Below are 19,968 nucleotides of genomic sequence, written 5' to 3'. Positions count from 1 at the left end.
GCCACCGTGACCGCGAACGGCGTACCGACCTTGATCTGCGCCTGACGGGAGAAGAGATCCATGAAGAAGACCAGAACCCTGGCCGCCCTGGTGCCGGTCGGTGTCGTGCTGGCCTCGGCGGCGGTCGCCGTCGCGTTGCCGGCGGGCGCCGCGGCCGCGGGCTGTTCGGTGAACTATGCCGTGTCGTCGCAGTGGCAGGGCGGCTTCGGCGCCGCCGTCACCATCACCAACCTCGGCGACCCCCTGACCGGCTGGACCCTGACCTGGTCCTACGGCGCGGGCCAGACGGTCACTCAGGCGTGGAACACCTCGTTGACGCAGAGCGGATCGGCGGTGACCGCGACGAACGCCGGCTACAACGGCGCGGTCGCGACGAACGGCACGGTGTCGTTCGGATTCAACGGTTCGTGGACCGGCAGCAACCCGTCACCGACGAGCTTCGCCCTGAACGGCGTGGCGTGCACCGGCGACACCACACCGACAACCCCGCCGACCACCACCCCCACGACGGGACCCACGACCCCGCCGACCACCCCACCGGCGACGTGCACTCTTCCGTCGTCGTACCGGTGGACATCCACGGGTGCACTCGCCACCCCGAGGTCGGGCTGGGCGTCACTCAAAGACTTCACCACCGTGCCCTACAACGGCCGGCACCTGGTCTACGCCACCACCCACGACAACGGCTCGAACTGGGGCTCGATGAACTTCAGCCCCTTCACCAACTGGTCCGACATGGCCTCAGCCAGCCAAAACGCCATGAACCAGGGCACCGTCGCACCCACCCTGTTCTACCTCGCACCGAAAAACATCTGGATCCTCGCCTACCAATGGGGCCCGACCGCCTTCTCCTACAAAACCTCCACCGACCCCACCAACGCCAACGGCTGGTCAACCGCACAACCACTGTTCACCGGCAGCATCACCGGCTCCGGCACCGGACCCATCGACCAGACCCTCATCGCCGACAACCAGAACATGTACCTGTTCTTCGCCGGCGACAACGGCAAGATCTACCGAACCAGCATGCCCCTCGCCAACTTCCCCAGCAGCTTCGGCTCCTCCTACACCACCATCATGAGCGACTCGACAAACAACCTGTTCGAAGCCCCCCAGGTCTACAAAATCCAAGGCCAGAACCAATACCTCATGATCGTCGAAGCCATCGGCAGCCAAGGCCGCTACTTCCGCTCCTTCACCGCCACCAGCCTCAACGGCACCTGGACCCCGCAAGCCGCCACCGAAAACAACCCCTTCGCCGGCAAAGCCAACAGCGGCGCCACCTGGACCAACGACATCAGCCACGGCGAACTGATCCGCACCACCGCCGACCAGACCTTCACCATCGACCCCTGCAACCTGCAACTGCTCTACCAAGGCCGCTCACCCAACTCCGGCGGCGACTACGGCCTCCTGCCCTACCGCCCCGGCCTGCTCACCCGCCAGCGATAACCCCGACCCCACAGACCCGGCAACCCGGGCCGGCCACGCACCACGCCGGCCGGCCCGGCCCGCCCGTCGACCCCACAACCCGGCAACGCCCGGTCCCAACCTCGCGAGCGAGTGCTTGGCCGGCGTGACCACCCTGGCGACGTCGGCCTCGGGCGTGATGGTCCGCTCGCCGAGAACGAACATCACCGCGACCGACAGCAACCTGTCCCCGCGAGGTGCGCGGGCACCGTCAGAGCCGGGAGGCCACCTTCTTGGCGAGTTCGACGACGCGGGTGACGTCGGCGGCCGGGTCGCCCGGAGGCCGATCGGCGTCGTAGACCTTCGACACGTTGACCAGCATGTTGGCGGCGACGAACCGAACCTGGGTGGTGGGAGGGCCGGCGGGGCCGGTCTCCGCGGCGGCCTCGACGGAGACCGCGGCCTCGCCCACCCCGCCGACCGGCCTGGTGCCGTCGCCTCCGAGATCGTCGGCGCTCTTGGCGGTGTCGTACTGCTGCACGATCACGTACACGTTGAACGGGGTGGCGTCGTCCTGGGCCACGAACATGCAGCTTGAATTCGTCAGATGGACCGGCTCGCCCACCGTTCTCGAATCCCCGACCGGTTTGTATTCGGCCTTGCCGAAGGTCTTCCGCAACTCGGCAGCGCTCAGGAGCTTGCAGGCGTCGACGGCCTCCATCTTGACCGCGGGAGCGCGCTCCGCAGGGGCCTTGCCGCCGTTGGCGGGCTCTGCCACGGGATCGGCCGTCAGCCCGCATCCGGTCAGGGCCAGAGTCGCCGCCACCAGGGTGCCGACGGCACTGAACTTGTGGTACTTCACAACCGTCTCCGTTCGACAAAGGGTCAATCCGTCCGCGCATACGCCGGCGGGCCGGCGCCGCCAGGAAAGCTAGCAACGGCGATACGCGACCTGGATATGGCAAATGACTTATTGAACCCGCCGTCACCCGGCGATCGCCGACGGTCGCCGCCCGCTGTCCGTGGATGCGGCGTGTGAGGATCATTCGATGGACTCATGGCCCGTGTGGGATGAGTGGCTGGACGATCCTCCGGCCGACACCCAGGACCGCGCGATCGGCCCTGGCGGACCCGCGGGACCAGGCCCGGTCCTGGATCGGCGAGAACATCGCTCTGGGATCAGTGCCAGAAGCTGACGCGGCCCCGGCGTGCGGCGAGGCGGCCCCACACCGACGCGGCGCCGACGGATGCGGCCAGCAACACGAGGCTGCCCACGATGTCGAGGACGTAGTGATTCCCCGTTGCGAGCACGTCCGCCGCCATCAGCAGCGGGAACAACCAGGACAACAGCGCCAGGCGCGGATGCCTGCCCCGCAGCGCGAACCACACCGCGTACGCGCACCACAGTGCCCAGCCCACGTGCAGGCTGGGCATGGCCGTGTGGTGACTGGGATTCGTCCAGCCGTCCCGGGAGTCCTGGTCGAGGATGTCGTACCTGGCAACGATGTCGACGGCGCCCGGCAGAGCGAAACGCGGCGGTGACATCGGCGCCGCCCAGTAGACCGGCAGGACGAGGACCATCATCGCGACCATCGTCCGGCGGACCTGGCGGTAGACACCGGCATGCCGGATGAACACCCACAGCAGCACGGCGAGGACCACCACGTAGTACAGCCGGTACAGATACACCGCCAGGTGGCCGAGGACCGGATTCCCGGCCAGCCAGCCGTTCGCGCTCAGCTCGATGTCGAGGTGGACCGCGCGTTCCGTGGCCTGCAGGGCCAGCGCGTTGGCGGCGGCGGCCGCGAAGTCCTTGCCTACGGCGGCGTCGAGGCGCGTGAAGAGCAGGAACCAGAGCAGCAGAAGCATCAGCTCGACGAGCACACCGGGTCGTCCGGCGGCCGCCGTGGGCTCCTCGCCGACCTCGGTTGCCGGCGAAGGACGCCGCCTGCTGCCGTCCGCCGGCGGTTTCACGCGGCCACCATAGCCGACCATCACGGTGTCCGAACAGGACGGGCAGACGTACGCCGCGCCGGCCGCTCCCCCGAGATCGAGGCCGCTGACGACGTCCTCAGATGGCGGGGCCGCGCCGGGGCGACTCGGCGCGCACGGCGTCGCGGTGCTGCCGCACCGACTCGCTCATCGCCGTCATGAACCGGTAGACGATCTCCAGCTCGTCGTCGGTGAAGTCCGCCATCACCGCGTCGGTGCGGCGCCCGAGCGGCCTGAAGAACTCCATGGCGACGGCGGCGCCCCGGTCGGCGTACCGGAGCAGGATCTTGCGCCGGTCGGCGGTGTCGCGGTCGCGGCGGATGTGGCCGGCGTGTTCCAGCCGGTCGATCAGGGCGGTGACCGATCCGGAGGAGAGGTTGAGCTGCTCCCCGATCCGGCCGGGGGTGGTCGGGTCGCCGGTCAGCTCCGCGTCCATGACCGCGATCAGGGCCTGCAGGTCCGTCGGCCCCAGCCCGTGCAGACCCGCGAAGGCGTGGCCGACCTGCTGGGCGTCGGCCGCGTAGCGCCGGAGGTCGTTGGCGATCTCGGCGATCAACTGGTCGCGGCGCGTGTCGCGCCGCCGGTACATGCCGTGACCTGCCACGTCCCTCGGTGCTCCCTCCATCCGGCTTGCAGCTTAACTCAACGGGCGATAATCTCGGTCATCGAGATACCTTGGTTGTCGAGATATCTCCCGAGCCCGCTGAGACCCCCCGTGAGGAAACGATGTCACTGTTCACCCGCGTAGCCGGCGGCCGACTGGCCGCGTGGCTCACCGTGGTCGCCGCGATCGTCCTCGGCGTCGCCGTCTTCGGGCTGCCCAAGCCCGGCAACCCGGCACCCGTGTCGTCGACCGGGCTGTCGGTGCAGTGGCAGTCCACCCAGGCCGAGCGGCTGCGGGAGCAGTTGCCGTCCAGCGACGTGCAGCCGGCCCTCGTCGTCGCCGGCCGGGTCGACGGCGGGCCGCTCACCCCCGCCGACCGTGACGCGCTCACCGCGCGGTCGCGGCAGCTGAGCCGGTTCGCGGCCGGCGGCCGGGTCGCACCCCCGCAGCTCTCTCCGGACGGGAAGGTCGCGCTGATCGCCGTGCCGCTGTCCACCGCCGGCGGGCAGCAGCAGGTCGCCGACACGGTCGACCAGGTGCGCACGGCGCTGGACGGCACCGCGGCGGGCCTGACCGTCCAGGTGACCGGCGGACCGGCGTTCACCGCGGATCTGACCAAGGTCTTCGAGGGCGCGGACACCACGCTGCTGCTGGTGACCGCCGGCGTGGTGGCGTTGCTGCTGCTCATCACCTACCGCAGCCCGTTCCTGTGGATCGTCCCGCTGCTGGTCGTCGCGGCGACCGAGCAGTTGACGCTGCGCGCGATCGACACGATCGTGCCCGCCGTCGGCATCAACCTGCAGGAGGGTGCCGTCACCGGCATCGCCAGCGTGCTCGTCTTCGGCGCCGCCACCGACTACGCCCTGCTGCTCATCGCGCGCTACCGCGAGGAGTTGCGCCGCGAACCCGACCGCTTCGCCGCGATGCGCGCCGCGCTGCGCCGGACCGCGGAACCCATCCTGGCCAGCGGTTCGACCGTGGTGCTCGGCGTGCTGACGCTGCTGCTGTCCGAGCAGGAGAACAACCGGGCGCTCGCGGTGGCGTGCGCGACCGGCGTCGTGTTCGCCATGCTGTCGGCCCTGCTGGTGCTCCCCGCCGCGCTCGTGCTGCTCGGCCGGGGCCTGTTCTGGCCCTTCGTCCCGCACGCCGGCAGCGAGGCACGCGAGGGCCGGCTGTGGGGCCGGCTCGGCGCCGGCGTCGTGCGCCGGCCGGTGGCCGTCGCGGTCCTGTCGACGCTGCTGCTGGGCGGCCTGGCCCTCGGCGGCCTGGGCATCCGCACCGGCCTGTCGGAGACCGAGCAGTTCCGGGTCGAGCCGGAGGCGGTCGCCGGGGCGCAGACCCTCGCGAAGGCGTTCCCCGCCGGCACCACCCAGCCGGTCGCCGTGCTCACCAACCCGGCCGCGGTGGACGCGGTCACCCGGGCCGCGACCGCGGTTGCGGGCGTCGCGTCGGCGCGGCCCGGCAGCGCCGGGGCGGCCGTCGCCCAGGTCGACGTGGTGCTGGAGGCCGAGCCGGGCACCGCCGCGTCCGACCGGGCGGTGGAGGCGCTGCGCGCCGCGGTCGCCGCGGTTCCCGCCTCGGCCCCGCCGGCCGTCGACGGTGCGAGCGCGCCGCGCGGGGCGGTGGTGGGTGGCAGCGTCGCCGCGACGTACGACGAGGCCGAGGCCAACGGGCGGGACCTGCGGCTGATCCTGCCGATCATCCTGTTGCTGGTGGCCGTCGTGCTGGTGCTGCTGCTGCGCGGCCTGCTCGCCCCGCTGCTGCTGGTGCTGACCGTCATCGCCTCGTTCTTCGCCAGCCTCGGCGCGGCGTGGCTGCTCTTCGACCACGTGCTCGGTTTCCCCGCCCTGGACAGCGGCGTCATCCTGCTCGCGTTCGTGTTCCTGGTGGCCCTCGGCGTCGACTACAACATCTTCCTGGTCACCCGGGCCCGCGAGGACGCGCGCCGGACGGGCACCCGCGACGGGATGCTCTCCGCCCTGCGGGTCACCGGCGGGGTCATCACCAGCGCGGGCGTGCTGCTCGCCGCGGTCTTCGCCGTCCTCGGCGTGCTGCCGCTGATCCTGCTGACCCAGATCGGCGTCATCGTATGCATCGGCGTGCTGCTCGACACGCTGCTCGTGCGGACGGTCCTGGTGCCGGCGCTGGCGTTCCTGCTCGCCGACCGGTTCTGGTGGCCGAACCGCGTGCGGTCCGAGGCGGTCGAGCCGGAACCGGCACCGAGGGAGCTGGCCACCTCGAGCCGCGACTGATCAACTGCGCGCTCGGCGGCCCGTGACCACCAGGGCGATCGACCCCGCGGCGGCGACCACCAGCAGGACCGGCACGAGCCAGGGCCACGGTCCCTTGTCGTCGGTCGCCGGCGCGGCGGCGGCACTCGCTCCCGGCGCGGTGCCGCCGGGCGCGGTGCCCGCGGCGGCCAGCAACTCCGCGCTCGGGCCGTCCGTCGGCGCTTGCCAGCCCGGCGGGGCCGCCGTCACCGCGCCGCCGTAGGTGAAGCCGACCTCCCCCGCGACCGCCTCGCCGTCCGAGGCCACGCTCTGATAGCGGATCACGTACCGCCCGCGCTGCGGCCAATGCGTCACCGGCACCCGGGCCGGGAATCCCGCGTGGAACTCCCGTGGCTGCCACTGGCCGTCCACCAGCTGGAATTCCTTGACCGGCCGCTCCAGGCGGAACGGCTCCGCGTGCGACCAGGGCCGGTCGACGCGGGTTCCGTTCGGCGCGAGCACGGCGAAGAAGGCGTACGGTGCGGGCTTCTCGGTGAACGCCAGCGTCACCGCCTCGACCGGCGAGTCCACAGTCGCGCCCTGCGGCGGGGTCGAACTCACGAGCCCGCCGTGGGCATACGCGGGCAGCGGAGCCAGCACCGCGACGGCCAGCACGCTCGCGGCGACGATGGCGGACTAACGCACGGCCACGCGACTCACGGTGAACCTCCTGTCGGCCGGCCCGATCATAGATGAGATAGCCGGATCTCGATGAGGCTTCCATCAGCGCGGCCCGGGGCGCCCTCGGACCGAAACTATTTTCGGTATTCCGGTCCCGCGACCACGAGGCAGTCAGCTTCAGATGGCTCAATTTCTGTAACCTGCCGAACATCTTGCCGAAAACGTTTTCGTCAGGAACGCTGACCTTCACCTGATCCTCGCCGGGCCGGCAGCCCCCATGCGCCGACCTCCCCTACCGCTGCACCCCGGGGGCGGAGTCCCGGCCCGAGTATTGACGCATATCTATGGATTGACCGCATCCGGAGAAAGGCGCCCGCATGAATCTCCCGCCCCTGTCCCGCCGGACCGTCCTCAAGAGCGGCGCGCTCACCGCCGGCGCGGTCACCGCCGGCACCGCCGGTGTCCAGGCGCCCGCACGCGCCCGCCCCGACAACGGCGTCTCCGCGTACGCGTTCCCGCTGACCGCGGTCCGGCTGGGCAGCGGGCCGTTCGAGACCGGCGCCGCCCGGACCCGCGCGTACCTGAGCTTTCTCGACCCCGACCGCCTCCTGCACATGTTCCGGATCAACGCCGGCCTGCCGTCCACCGCCGAACCCTGCGGCGGCTGGGAGTCCCCCGCCACCGAGCTACGTGGACACTCCATCGGCCACGTGCTCACCGCCCTGGCCCAGGCGTACGCGAGCACCGGCGACACCGCGTACCGGGACAAGGGTGACTACCTCGTCGCCCAGCTCGGCCTCTGCCAGCGGGCCAGCGGCTACCTCTCCGCATACCCGGAGAGCTTCATCGACCGGGTCGAGACCGGGCAGCAGGTCTGGGCGCCGTATTACACGCTGCACAAGATCGTGCAGGGCCTGCTCGACATGCATCAGATCGCCGGCAACGCCCAGGCGCTGACCATGCTGCAGCGCAAGGCCGCCTGGGTGCAGTCCCGCAACAGCCGCCTGACGTACGACCAGCGCCAGCAGATGCTGCGCACCGAGTTCGGCGGCATCGGTGAGACGCTGTTCAACCTCTATCAGCTCAGCGAGAACCCCGCGCATCTGACGACCGCGCAGTACTTCGACCACGCCCAGGTGCTCGATCCGCTGGCGTCCGGCGTCGACGCGCTCGCGGGTTTCCACGCCAACACCCAGATTCCCAAGGCGCTCGCGGCCATCCGCGGCTACCACGCCACCGGCACCACCCGGTACCGCGACATCGCCGTCAACTTCTGGAACTTCGTGACCCGCCGGCATTCGTACGCCATCGGCGGCAACTCCAACGGTGAGTACTTCAAGGCGCCGGACCGGATCGCCGCGGAGCTGTCCGACACCACCTGCGAGTGCTGCAACACCTACAACATGCTCAAGCTGACCCGGCAACTGTTCTTCACCGACCCCGGCCGGGCCGCCGAGCTGATGGACTTCTACGAGAAGGCGCTCTACAACCACCTGCTGGGCGCGCAGAACCCGGCGTCCACGCACGGGCACCACTGCTACTACGTGCCGCTGCGCGCCGGCGGGATCAAGCGCTACAGCAACGACTACAACGACTTCACCTGCTGCCACGGCACCGGCATGGAGACCAACACCAAGTTCGGCGACAGCATCTACTTCCACAATGGAACGACGCTGTACGTCAACCTGTTCATCGCCTCGACGCTGACCTGGCCGGGGCGCGGCATCACCGTGCGGCAGGACACCGCGTACCCGCAGACGTCGTCCAGCAGGCTGATCGTGACCGGCTCCGGGGCGATCGACCTGCGCATCCGCATCCCGTCCTGGGCCACCGGCGCCGAGGTCCGGGTCAACGGGGCCGCGACGGGCGCCGCCGTGCCCGGCACGTATCTGACCATCAGCCGGACCTGGAGCACCGGCGACACCGTCGACATCGGCCTGCCCATGTCCCTCGCGGTGGAGTCCACACCGGACAACATCGCGATCCGCAGCGTCCGGCACGGCCCGATCGTGCTCGCCGGCCAGTACGGCACCACCGACCTGCCCGGGCCGCCCGCCCTCGACCCCGCCGCGCTGCGGCCCACGGCGAACCCGCTGGAGTACACGGCCGGCTCGGTGCTGCTGCGGCCGTTCTACCTGACCCACGGCCAGCGCTACACCGTCTACTGGAATGTCGGGGGAACCCCGCCGCCGCTGCCCGCCTTCGTCGCGCACTACCCGTTCGACGAGGCCTCCGGCGGCACCGCCGCCGACGCGACCGGCAACGGCCGGACGGCGACCCTGTCCGGCGGTGCGGGCCGCACCACCGGGCGCACCGGAAACGCCGTGCTGTTGAACGGCACCAGCGCGCACGTCGTCCTGCCCGCCGGCATCCTCGCCGGCGCCACCGCGTTCTCCGTCGCCGCGTGGGTCCGGCTCGACACGGTCACGACCTGGGCGCGGGTCTTCGACTTCGGCGCCGGCACCGGCGCCTACCTGTTCCTCACCCCGCGCAGCAGCGCCGGGACCGCCCGGTACGCCATCAGCAGCGGCGGATCCGGTGCCGAGCAGCGCATCGAGGCGCCGTCGGCCCTGCCGGCCGGCGCCTGGACCCATGTCGCGGTCACACACACCGGCAACCTCGGCGTCCTGCACGTCAACGGCGCCGAGGTGGCCCGCAACAGCGCGCTGACCGTCCGCCCGTCCGCGCTCGGCACCACCACCCAGAACTGGATCGGCCGCTCCCAGTACGCCGGCGACCCGTACCTGGCCGCCGCGGTGGACGACTTCCGGGTCTACAGCCGGGCGCTGCCGGCGTCCGAGATCGCCCAACTCCAGTGAGCAATTTTCAACCTGGCCTCGGGCCGGCGGCATCCGGCCCGTCGACCTCCGCCGGGCGCTGCCACCCCGGCCACGTTGAAAAAGGCTCATCTTCTCGGCCAGTGAAACCACGCAGTAAGGGAGCAAGCATGTCAGGTAGGAAGTGGCTCGCCGCCGCATGCGGGACGGTGATCGCGATCGCCGCGGCCGCCGTGCCGGCCCAGGCGGCGAACCCGATCGTCACCAACATCTACACCGCCGACCCGGCGCCCCTGGTCGTCGGGAACACCATGTACATCTACGCCGGCCGTGACGAGGCGCCGGCCGGCTCCAGCAACTTCCTGATGCGCGAATGGCACGTGCTGTCGTCGACCGACGCGGCGAACTGGACCCAGCACGGCGCCCGCGCGAGCATCTCCACGTTCGGCTGGGCCGGCGCGGACGCCTGGGCCGGCGAGGTCGAGCCGCGCAACGGGCGCTACTACTGGTACACCTCGATCAACGGCAACGGTGCCGGCTGGATGAACATCGGCGTCGCGGTGGGCGACAGCCCGCTCGGGCCGTTCACCGACGCCAAGGGCGGCCCACTGATCAGCGACAGCACCGCGAACTCGTCGGGGCTCAACATCGACCCGACCGTGTTCGTCGACGACGACGGCCAGGCGTACATGTACTGGGGCGGCTACTGGGCGCCCCGCGCGGTCAAGCTGGCCGCCAACATGATCGACACGGTCGGCTCGGTCATCACGCCGCAGGGCCTCACGAACTACTGGGAGGCACCCTGGATGTTCAAGCGCAACGGCCTCTACTACCTGATGTACGCCGCGAACGACACCGCCGGCTGCGTCACCGATTCCGCGTACGCCTGCCAGCGGTACGCCACCGCGACCAACCCGCTCGGTCCGTGGACCCACCGCGGCATCGTGCTGGGGCAGGTCTCCTCGACCACCAACCACGCCGGCGCCGTCGAGTTCAACGGCCAGTGGTACCTCGTCTACCACAACGCGAACGCGCCCGGCGGCGGCAACTTCCGCCGCTCCGTGGCCGTCGACCGGATGTACTTCAACGCCGACGGCACCATCCAGCGGGTTGCACAGACCACGACCGGACCGCCGGCGAACCCGGGCCCTCCGAGCGGCTCGGGCACCAACATCGCGCCGTCCGCGACCCCGTCGACCTCGTACGTGTCGCCGTGGGAGAACCTGGCGGCCGTCAACAACGGCGGGGCGCCGGCGAACTCGGCGGACCGCTCGAACCTCGCCTACGGCAACTGGCCGCAGCAGGGCACCCAGTGGGTCGAGTACACCTGGCCGTCGGCCCGGTCGCTCAACAAGGCGGCCGCCTACTGGTTCGACGACGACCAGGGCATCGACCTGCCCGCCTCCTGCCAGGTGCAGTACTGGAACGGCAGCGCCTATGTGCCCGTACCGAATCAGTCGGGTTGCGGGGTGGCCGGCAACACCGAGAACGTGACGACGTTCTCGACGATCAGCACCACCCGATTGCGGTTGTCCATCACCTCGAAGACCGGGCTGTCCACCGGGCTTCTCGAGTGGAAGGCGTTCCAGTCGTGAACCGTCGTCCCTGGGCGTACGCCCTGACCGCCCTGCTCGTCACCGCCGGCCTGAACGTGACGGTGGCGCCGGCGGCACACGCGGCACAGACCATCGGCTACCCCACCTTCACCGGCGGCAGCATCCCGGCGCCGCCGGTCGGCTACTCCACCGGCGACACCATGCAGGCCATCTACGACGCGGAGAGCTCCGGCACCGACTTCTGGATGGACCGGCTGCTGGCCCGCACCGGCAGCGACCCGGCCGGCACGCTGCTGATGACCCGCGGCCGAGGCGCGTTCATGTACACCCACGACCCCGCCGTCATCGGCTTCGGCGGAAACGCCGCCTACTGGGACAACATCAGCAGCGAGAACGCGTACGCGATCACGGCGTCGCCCGGCACCTTCACCGAGCAGACCGCGCAGCGCAAGCAGACGCCCAGCCATTGGCGCAGCGTGCACACCAGCGGCTCGATACGCCTGGAGGTCACCAAGTTCATCACCCACAACAACGTGCTGGTGACGAACCTCGCCGTCGTCAACACCGGCACCGCCTCGGCCACCGTGCAGCTTCGCGCGGTCTCCCCCTACGCGGTGACGGGCAGCGGCACCGAACTCACCGGGACCCGGGCGGTGAAGAACAACCTGACCACGATCTACCCGAGGTTCTCCGGTGACGGCTTCGCCGCCGGCAGCGGCGCGCTGACCCGGGCGGTGACGGTCGCCGCGGGCCAGACCGTGACGACGAAGGTGCAGCTCGGTTTCGTGACCAACGAGGTGCCGCAGTCGCTCACCGAATACACCGCCTACCGCGGATACGCCCCGGCCACCGCGTTCGCCACCCACGTGCGCGACTACAACCGGTGGTGGGCACAGAACGTGCCCTACATCGACGTGCCGGACGCCGCCATCAAGAAGAACATCTACTACCGCTGGTGGCTGATGCGCTTCAACTACCTGGACGTCGACATCCCCGGGCAGGACTTCCAGTTCCCGCAGTCGGTCGAGGGTGCCACCGGCTACAACAACGCGATCGCGCTGACCCAGCCGATGCACATCGACGACCTGAAGTACCTGCGCAGCCCGGAATACTCCTACGGCCCGTACCTGGCGGTCGGCCAGTCCTCGGGCGGCGGCCGGTTCATGGACAACCCCGGCGACCCGGAGAACTGGTCCAACTCCTACACCCAGTACATCGCCGAGGCGGCCTGGCGCGCCTACCAGATCCACGGCGGGCAGCCGGCCATGCTGCAGAACTTCGCCCGGTACGCCGAGGGCGACGCGAAGGGCCAGCTCGCCACGTACGACACCAACAACAACGGCGTCATCGAATACAACTGGGGCGCGATGACCGGCAACGACGCCGACGCGGTGTCGTTCGACTGGCGCTCCGGCAACCTCGACCGGGCCGAGACCGCGTACGTGTGGTCAGCCGCCAACGCGGCCCGCGACGCGTACACGCTGCTCGGCAACACCACCAAGGCCGCCGAGCTGCAGACCCTCGCGGACCGCATCCGCAACGGCGTCGTCAGCACCCTGTGGAACCCGGACCGCAAGCTGCTCGAACACAAGCACGTGGCCACCAACACCCACGTGCCCTGGAAGGAGATCAACAACTACTACCCGTACTCCGTCGGCCTGATGCCGAACACCGCCGAGTACCGCGAGGCCCTGCGGCTGTTCGCCGACCCGGCCGAGTACCCCATCTTCCCGTTCTACACGGCCAACCAGCGCGACAAGGCCGCCGCCGCGGCGGCCGGCTTCCCCGGCAGCAACAACTTCTCCACCATCAACTCGACCGTGCAGTTCCGCCTGTACTCGTCGGCGCTGCGCAACTACCCCAACCAATGGATGAACGCCGAGGACTACAAGAAGCTGCTCTACTGGAACACCTGGGCGCAGTACGTCGGCGGCGACACCCGCTGGCCCGACGCCAACGAGTTCTGGGCGGACTGGAACGGCAGCGCCATCACCTACCGCTCGTGGATCCACCACAACATCCTCGGCAGCAGCAACTGGACCGTCATCGAGGACGTGGCCGGCCTGCGGCCCCGCAACGACGCCCAGATAGAGCTGTCCCCGATCAACATCGGCTGGCCGAACTTCGCGGTCAACAACCTGCGCTACCGCAACGCGAACCTCTCCGTCGTCTGGGACGACCCGGCCGACGGCGTGACCCGCTACGCCGGCGTTCCGCAGGGCTACTCCATCTACCTCGACGGCACCCGGGTGGCGACCGTCGACCGCCTCACCCGCTTCGTCTACAACCCGGCCACCGGGGCGGTCACCCTCCCGGCGGGCACGGGCACGGTCACCTACAACGCGGCCTTCTCCGGGCTGCAGGCGCCGCAGAACGTCACCCAGTCCAGCGCCCGCATGATCGACATCTTCGCCAAGGCGGGCGTGGACCTGACCTCGACCACCCCGAACCTCGCCCAGGGCAAGACCACCTCGGCGTCGTACACGACCTCTGGCACCACCACGGCCGCGGCGGTCGACGGCCTGCCGACCAACGCACCGATCTGGGGCAGCTACGGAACCCCGAACGCCACGGACTGGTACGAGGTCAACCTCGGCAGCACCCAGACGGTCGACGAGGCCCGCATCCACTTCCGCAACGACAGGGCCGGCAACCGGTACCGGCCACCGTCCGCCTACACCGTGCAGTACTGGAACGGAAGCGCCTGGATCAACGCCGCGAGCCAGGTCAAGTCCCCCGGCACCCCGCAATCCAACTACAACAGGGTGACGTTCGGCGCGGTCAGCACCGCCCGGCTCCGCATCCAGTTCACCCAGCCGACCGGCGCCGCCAAAACCGGCCTGACCGAGCTGAAGCTCTACCGCCGCGGCACCACGGACCCCGGCCCCCAGCCGTCGCAGAACCTGGCACCGTCGGCCACACCCACGGCGTCCTACACCTCGGCGTGGGAGAGCGTCGCGGCCCTCAACGACGGCATCGACCCGGCAACCTCCAACGACACGGCGAACCCCCGCTGGGGCACCTGGCCCGAACAGGGCCAGCAATGGGCCGAACTGACCTGGCCCACAGCGCAGAACCTGAGCTCGGCCCAGCTCTACTTCTTCGACGACAACGGCGGCGTCCGCCTCCCGGCCTCCTGGAACCTCCAATACTGGAACGGCACGGCCTACGTGAACGTGCCGTCCGCCTCCGCCTATCCGGTGGCGGCCAACCAGTACAACCAGACCACCTTCCCCCAGATCAACACGACCCGCCTACGAGCCGTACTGACCAGCGGCGCCGGCTCGGTGGGCCTGCTCGAATTCAAGGCCTTCGCCTGACCACCCCGGGGCCCGCCAACCCGGCGGGCCCCGGGACCATGCGATCGCGGTCGCGCGGCGCCGGGCAGCAGAACTGAGCGTGGCGATCGCCCGCTCACCGCGAGCGCGGATCGGGCGGGATGAGGGCCCGGCGCCGACGGCCGGGACGGGATCGAGGTGGACGCCGGAGCCGGTCGGGTCACTGATGGTGGTCGGAAGCCAGCGACCGGCAGTACGCCGCCACGCCCTCGATGACGTAGCTGTAGCGCAGCGAGAAGAACAGATCGAAGGCGTGCTGGGCGCCCGGCAGCTCGGCGAGGAGGACCGGCCGGGTGCTGACCTGGCGCAACCGGGTCACGAAGGCGCGGGTGTCCTCGATCAGGGTCGAGCTGTCGCTGGTGCCGTGGACGAACAGGAACGGCGGCGCGTCCCGCAGGTGCTCGAGCGGCGACGAGCCGGGGCCGCCGGCCGGCCCGTAGTAGCCGGAGAAGCCGATCACCGCCGAGACCGCGGTGTCGGCGTCCTCGAAGCCGGGCTGGAACGCCGGGTCGCCTGGCGTGAGCGCCAGCATCGAGGCCAGGTGACCGCCGGCCGACGTGCCGGAGACCACGACGGTGCGGGCGTCGGCGCCGTACTGCGATCCGTGGGCGCGGATCCAGGCGATCACCCGCTTGGCGTCGACGTGGTGCTCGGGATAACCGACCGCCGGTGCCAGCCGGTAGTTGGCGTTGACGCCGACCCAGCCCTGGCCCGCGAGGTGGTTGAGCAGCGCGCGGGCACCCCGGTTCTTGCTGCCCAGGCGGAAGCCGCCGCCGTGGAAATAGACGAAGACCGGGGCGCCCTCCGGCTTGTCGTGGCGGTGGTAGACGTCGAGCACGTTGTGCCCGCCGGCGTCGCCGTAGGCCACGTTGACGACCCGGGTCACGCCGCGCGGGCGGGCGCCGATCCAGGGGAACAGGACACGACCCCACGGCCGGGGCCCGGGCTGATAGTCGATACCGCCCTCGGCCAGTGCCCGCCGCATCGCCGGACCGGTCGCGAGCGCCTGGCGTACGAGGATGCCGAGGCCGACCGCGACCAGCACGGCGAGCCCGAACGTGACCAGACCGCCGGGGGAGTCGAGGTCGCCGCCCACGACGGCGAAGATTGTGGGGATGAGCAGCAGATAGAAGACGATGAACGGCTGCTCGTTGACCTCGAAGGTCACCCAGTAGGACCAGTGGGACGGGGTCGTGTGCGGGGGACGCGGTGCGATCACCGACACCCACGTACAGAATCCGATGATCACGACGGGGATGAGGTATCCGATCGGCACGGGCGACAGTCTAGAAAGGACCGGTCCATCCCGGCAATCTCCTGCCCGATCAGCGAAACAGGCTCCAAGCAAGGATGGGCCGGGATCCCCGAGCCCCCGTCACCCCGACCGACGAAGAAATCCGAATGCGTCCGCACCCGGCTGCGCGACAGAATCGGAGCCATGGCGCGCTTCGGGATTCAGGACTTCAAGCCGCACTGGCTCAACGACCGGGACAACGGCACCGCCGTCCACGGCCGGCGACTCGCGCGGCTGCCCGGCCGCACCCTTCAGCACGCATGGCCGTCCTGGGACCTCGACGCCGACCAATGGTTCACGGACGCGCCGCTGGACCTGGGTGCCGGAGCCGATCACCGAAAGGTTCGGCGGTCCCTGCGCCACGTGGAACACCATCGGCCCGGCCCCCGCAATCGAGGACCCCACCGACGAGGATTCCCCCTCCAATCACGCCTGGCGTCCAAGGCCCGGACAGCAACCCGCCGAGCCGGCCGCTCCTACGCCGCAACGAATCGAGCCACCCGAAGGGGCTGGCGTTGAAACCGGCGGTCACTTGGTGAAGGTGAAGTACTTCCAGGACCCGTACGTCGAGTAGTTCGCGCTGTCGCCGGAGGTCCCGGTGAGGTACGCGGCCCGCACCCGGTATTTGACGCCCGTCGCGTGGGTCCCGGTCAGCGTGAACGTGTACTTGCCGGCCGAGCTGAGCTTGAGGGTGCTGGTCTTCCACGCGACCCACTTGCCACCCGAATACCGCTCGAAGGTCAGCCGCTGCGAGCGTCCCGGGTACGCCGTCATCGTCGTGGTGAACGTCGGGTTCGTCGCCTTGCGCACGTAATAATATGACTTTGTGAGGCGGTAGTGCTTCGCGACGGTGGTCGAGACGGCGACCTTTGTCTTGACCGCCGAGCCGATCGTGCGGGCGGCGTAACGGGTGTCGCCGGCGAAGACCGCGCTGAATGTGGTGTTCCGGGTCAGCTTGTAGTTGACGCTCAGATTGCCCGAGCCGTCGACCGTACCCTTCTTGATCAGGCTGCGCGCCCGGTCCGCACCGTACGGGTCGGCCCAGAGTTCCACGGTCCGGTTCTGGTACGTGGCGCCGAGGTGCGCGGTCATCGCGACCGTCGCGCCGTACGCGTTGATGCTTCCGTTGCGGTTCAGGGTGAGCGCCGTGGCGGTCCTGGCCACCTCGATCGAGACCTTGGCCGACGACGGCTTGTGCGTGGCGTCCCCGGCGTACGAGACGGTGTAGGTGATCGTTCCGCCCGCCGCCGGCGAGTCGATGAAGCTGAACTCTCCCTGGGCGTTCGTGTCCGAGGACCTGACCTCGACGCCGGCCGGCGACTCGGCGTCGGTACGGACGGCCTTGACCGGCGTGCCCATCGGCAGGCCGCCGCCGAGCGTGCCCTGGACGTTGATGCCGGAGCCGCGCCCCGCGGTGGCCGGCGCGGTCAGCTTGATCGCGGTCGCGGTCCGAGCCGGCGTTGACGGCGCCGGGGCGACCGTCGGCGCGTCGATCACCCACAGGTTCTGGGCGCCGTCCTGATCCGAGGTGACGGCGAAGAGCCGGCCGCCGCCCGGCTCCCAGGCGAGGTCGGCCAGCGCGGGCGCGCCGGTGGCGGTCGGGATGTCGAACTCGCGGGCGGGGACGGTCTCGCCGGCCTGGAAGAGGCGCAGGTCGGTGGCGTCCGTGGCGGGCGGCAGGCCGGCCGCGATCCAGCCGTTCGAGGCCGCCTCCACGTCGACGGCCTGGTTCATCGCGATGGTGCGGGCCTGGGAGGTGTCCAGGTCGTCGGCCCACGTGTAGAAGACGCCGCCGATGCCGCTGACGTAGATCATCCGGCCGTCTGCGGTGTATTCGAGGGCGCTGTGGGCGAACATGGTGCCGGTCTGGGTCTTGGTGACCAGCGCGGCCGTGTCGCCGCTGATGTCGTACAGGAAGAGCGTTGTCCGGGTGCCGGCGTACGTCAGCGCCAGCCGGTTCGGGTCGGCCGGGCTGGCGGCGATCAAGGGCTGCCTCGGATTCGCCGACGAATCGTTCCCGTCACCGAGCACGTACTTGGCGACCTCGCCGGTGGCCGGGTCGAGCGAGCCGAAGTAGTTCTTGTTGTAGGTGAACCAGGCCCGGTCGCCGGCGAGCGTGAGATGGCCGAGGTCGAGGACGGCGACCGGGTAGCGCGCGATCTCGTCGAGGGTCGCCGCATTCCAGGAGATGATCATCTGCGCGTCCGGGAGGGTCGCCCAGAGCGTGGTGGAGTCCGCCGAGAGCTGCAGGTCTCCGGCGTTCGCGCCGTCCGGGAGGGCCGTCTCGTCCGCGACCGTGCCGTCGTAGCCGACCGCGCGGATGCGATGGGCCACGTCGTCGGCGATCAGCAGGCGCCGCCGCACGCCATCGACCACCATCCGGTCGGCGTGGTAACCGTCGATGGCGTGGCGCTGCGGGTCGGCCGGCGTGGTCGCGCCGGACGCTGCCCCGGTCGCGATGTCGACGAAGAACGCCGCGCCGGCGGCCAGTACGCCGGCCGCGAGCGCCGCCCGGACGGTGCGCTTACGCATGAACTCTCCCCCGCGGAGTGGCTGAAGTCGGCCGAGCCTACCCGGAAGATCAACAAGGCGGGAAGGGCGTCCTCGGCCGGTCAGCCGACGTGGACGTGGGGGCGGCGGTGGCGGTCGGGTTCCGCCTGGCGCAGCATCTCGCGGGTGACGGGGGCGACCTCGCCCTGGCCGAAGATCAGATAGCGCAGGAAGTTGGCGGCCGGGTTGCCCTCGGTCCACTCGAAGTAGATGTGCGGGCGGCGCGCGGTCGTGTCGCGGATGTAGAGCAGCAGGGCGGCGATGGCGCTGGGCACCGAGGAGCTCTGCACGGACAGGATGCGGTAGCGGTGGTGCAGCACCTCGCCCTTGAGGTGCAGTTCCGTCTCGAAGTCCGAGGCGTCGGTGACGGTGACCTCGACGAAGATGACGTCCTTGTCGTCGGCCAGGTCGTTGTCGGCGAGGATCTGGGCGATCTTGGCGCTGTATTCGCGGGCGTCCCGGCTGTCCGGCTCGTTGGCGATGAGCCGGATCTTGCGCCGGCCGCATTCGCGCAGGAACGTCTCCGCGACGGGGTCCGCCTCGAAGTGGGTGACGCGGAGCTCGAAGGCCCGGTAGAGGCGCGAGAGCAGCGAGACGAGCAGGATGCCGGCGATGAAACAGGCGGCGATCTTGACGCCGTCGGGGCGTTCCACGACGTTCGCGATCGTCGTGTAGGTGAAGATCAGCGCGATGACCGCGAAGGCGGCGGTCCGTCCGTGTTGGCGCCTGCGGCGCGCGGAGAGGGTGACCGCGGTGGCCGCGGAGGTGATGAGCACGAGGACGCCGGTGGCGTAGGCGCCGCCCTGTGCGTCGACGTCCGCGTCGAAGACGACCGTGATCAGGAACGCGGTGCCGGTGAAGACCAGGACCATCGGGCGTACGGCCCGGGCCCAGGACGGTGCCATGCCGAACCTGGGCAGGTAGCGAGGGACCAGGTTGAGCAGGCCGGCCATCGCCGACGCCCCGGCGAACCAGAGGATCGCGATGGTCGACAGGTCGTAGGCGGTGCCGAAGGCGTTGCCCAGGTTCTCGTGGGCGAGATAGGCCAGGGCCCGGCCGTTCGCCTCGCCGCCGGGCTCGAACGCCTGTTGCGGGATGAGCACGGTGGTGACGATGCTGCTGGTGATCAGGAAGACGCTCATGATTCCGGCGGCGGTGGTGAGCAGCAGTTTCGTGCCGCGGATCCGCCCGGCGGGGTGCTGCGGCGTTTCGCCGGGGTCGCCCTTCACATGTGGCATGACGGCGACACCGGTCTCGAAGCCGGAGAGTCCCAGCGCGAGCTTCGGGAAGACGAGCAGGGCGATCCCGACCATGACCAGGGGATTTCCGTGCTGCGTCGTCAGCGCCGTCATCCAGTCCCCGACCTGACCGGGATGGGTGATCACCTGGATCAGGCCGTCGCCGATGACGATGACGTTGAGCGTCAGGTAGATGCCGACGAGGCCGACGGCGAGACCGATCGCCTCGGTGAAGCCCTTCAGGAAGACGCTGCCCAGCAGCGCGACGAGCACGAGCGTGACGATGACCTCGTGGCCCTTGAACGAGGAGGGCCAGAA

General features: G+C 70.1%; 12 protein-coding genes. 5 read left to right on the top strand and 7 right to left on the bottom strand.

Going from position 1 to position 19,968, the window contains the following annotated elements:
• Positions 1–60 precede the first annotated feature (60 nt).
• Positions 61–1,452 (top strand): non-reducing end alpha-L-arabinofuranosidase family hydrolase, encoded by a 1,392-nt coding sequence (locus AB0F10_RS19865; protein WP_360626693.1) that lies wholly within the window; start codon positions 61–63, stop codon positions 1,450–1,452.
• A 229-nt stretch (positions 1,453–1,681) separates the two neighbouring features.
• Here the strand turns inward: AB0F10_RS19865 and AB0F10_RS19860 are convergent, their stop codons facing one another.
• From AB0F10_RS19860 to AB0F10_RS19850, 3 genes are all read right to left on the bottom strand, one after another.
• Positions 1,682–2,272: a hypothetical protein gene (locus AB0F10_RS19860; protein ID WP_360626690.1), complete on the bottom strand. Its 591-nt coding sequence runs from the start codon at positions 2,270–2,272 to the stop codon at positions 1,682–1,684.
• A gap of 317 nt (positions 2,273–2,589) precedes the next feature.
• A complete protein-coding gene (locus AB0F10_RS19855; protein WP_360626687.1) occupies positions 2,590–3,384 on the bottom strand; it encodes a phosphatase PAP2 family protein in 795 nt (264 codons plus the stop codon).
• A gap of 97 nt (positions 3,385–3,481) precedes the next feature.
• Positions 3,482–3,991 carry a MarR family transcriptional regulator gene (locus AB0F10_RS19850; RefSeq protein WP_360626766.1) on the bottom strand — a complete coding sequence of 170 codons (510 nt, stop codon included), beginning with the start codon at positions 3,989–3,991 and terminating at the stop codon, positions 3,482–3,484.
• 137 nt (positions 3,992–4,128) lie between these two features.
• Between AB0F10_RS19850 and AB0F10_RS19845 the strand changes: the two genes are divergently transcribed.
• Positions 4,129–6,258, top strand: coding sequence for an MMPL family transporter (locus tag AB0F10_RS19845; RefSeq protein ID WP_360626684.1), 2,130 nt, complete (start codon positions 4,129–4,131; stop codon positions 6,256–6,258).
• Here the strand turns inward: AB0F10_RS19845 and AB0F10_RS19840 are convergent, their stop codons facing one another.
• Entirely contained in the window at positions 6,259–6,891 is a 633-nt protein-coding gene (locus tag AB0F10_RS19840) for a copper resistance protein CopC (protein ID WP_360626681.1), read from the bottom strand.
• Positions 6,892–7,274: 383 nt separating this feature from the next.
• On the opposite strand from AB0F10_RS19840, the gene AB0F10_RS19835 reads away from it, so the two are divergent.
• The 3 genes from AB0F10_RS19835 (at position 7,275) to AB0F10_RS19825 (ending at position 14,550) form a co-directional block, all read left to right on the top strand.
• A complete protein-coding gene (locus tag AB0F10_RS19835) occupies positions 7,275–9,716 on the top strand; it encodes a beta-L-arabinofuranosidase domain-containing protein (protein WP_360626678.1) in 2,442 nt (813 codons plus the stop codon).
• Between the two features lie 128 nt (positions 9,717–9,844).
• Positions 9,845–11,269 (top strand): glycoside hydrolase family 43 protein, encoded by a 1,425-nt coding sequence (locus AB0F10_RS19830; RefSeq protein ID WP_360626676.1) that lies wholly within the window; start codon positions 9,845–9,847, stop codon positions 11,267–11,269.
• The gene (locus AB0F10_RS19825) at positions 11,266–14,550 is read left to right on the top strand and encodes a discoidin domain-containing protein (RefSeq protein WP_360626673.1); all 3,285 of its coding nucleotides are present in this window, start codon (positions 11,266–11,268) and stop codon (positions 14,548–14,550) included. The genes AB0F10_RS19830 and AB0F10_RS19825 overlap by 4 nt, the downstream gene beginning before the upstream one ends.
• 178 nt (positions 14,551–14,728) lie before the next feature.
• Here AB0F10_RS19825 and AB0F10_RS19820 read toward each other — a convergent pair whose 3' ends face one another.
• From AB0F10_RS19820 to AB0F10_RS19810, 3 genes are all read right to left on the bottom strand, one after another.
• The gene (locus AB0F10_RS19820) at positions 14,729–15,844 is read right to left on the bottom strand and encodes an alpha/beta hydrolase (RefSeq protein WP_360626670.1); all 1,116 of its coding nucleotides are present in this window, start codon (positions 15,842–15,844) and stop codon (positions 14,729–14,731) included.
• A 546-nt stretch (positions 15,845–16,390) separates the two neighbouring features.
• The gene (locus AB0F10_RS19815; RefSeq protein WP_360626667.1) at positions 16,391–18,394 is read right to left on the bottom strand and encodes a hypothetical protein; all 2,004 of its coding nucleotides are present in this window, start codon (positions 18,392–18,394) and stop codon (positions 16,391–16,393) included.
• An 80-nt stretch (positions 18,395–18,474) separates the two neighbouring features.
• Positions 18,475–19,968: amino acid transporter (locus tag AB0F10_RS19810; RefSeq protein ID WP_360626664.1), on the bottom strand; the 1,494-nt coding region annotated here is incomplete at its 5' end.

The organism is Actinoplanes sp. NPDC026623, from assembly GCF_040638275.1.
Taxonomy (GTDB): Bacteria; Actinomycetota; Actinomycetes; order Mycobacteriales; family Micromonosporaceae; genus Actinoplanes.
Note: the sequence above shows the minus strand (reverse complement) of the source record. Positions and strands in the feature narration are given on the sequence as shown.

Excerpts from the sequence above, each read along its gene's own strand:
- AB0F10_RS19865 (WP_360626693.1), top strand. The coding sequence starts at position 61 with ATGAAGAAGACCAGAACCCTGGCCGCCCTGGTGCCGGTCGGTGTCGTG.
- AB0F10_RS19850 (WP_360626766.1), bottom strand. The coding sequence starts at position 3,991 with ATGTACCGGCGGCGCGACACGCGCCGCGACCAGTTGATCGCCGAGATC.
- AB0F10_RS19845 (WP_360626684.1), top strand. The coding sequence starts at position 4,129 with ATGTCACTGTTCACCCGCGTAGCCGGCGGCCGACTGGCCGCGTGGCTC.
- AB0F10_RS19835 (WP_360626678.1), top strand. The coding sequence starts at position 7,275 with ATGAATCTCCCGCCCCTGTCCCGCCGGACCGTCCTCAAGAGCGGCGCG.
- AB0F10_RS19830 (WP_360626676.1), top strand. The coding sequence starts at position 9,845 with ATGTCAGGTAGGAAGTGGCTCGCCGCCGCATGCGGGACGGTGATCGCG.
- AB0F10_RS19815 (WP_360626667.1), bottom strand. The coding sequence starts at position 18,394 with ATGCGTAAGCGCACCGTCCGGGCGGCGCTCGCGGCCGGCGTACTGGCC.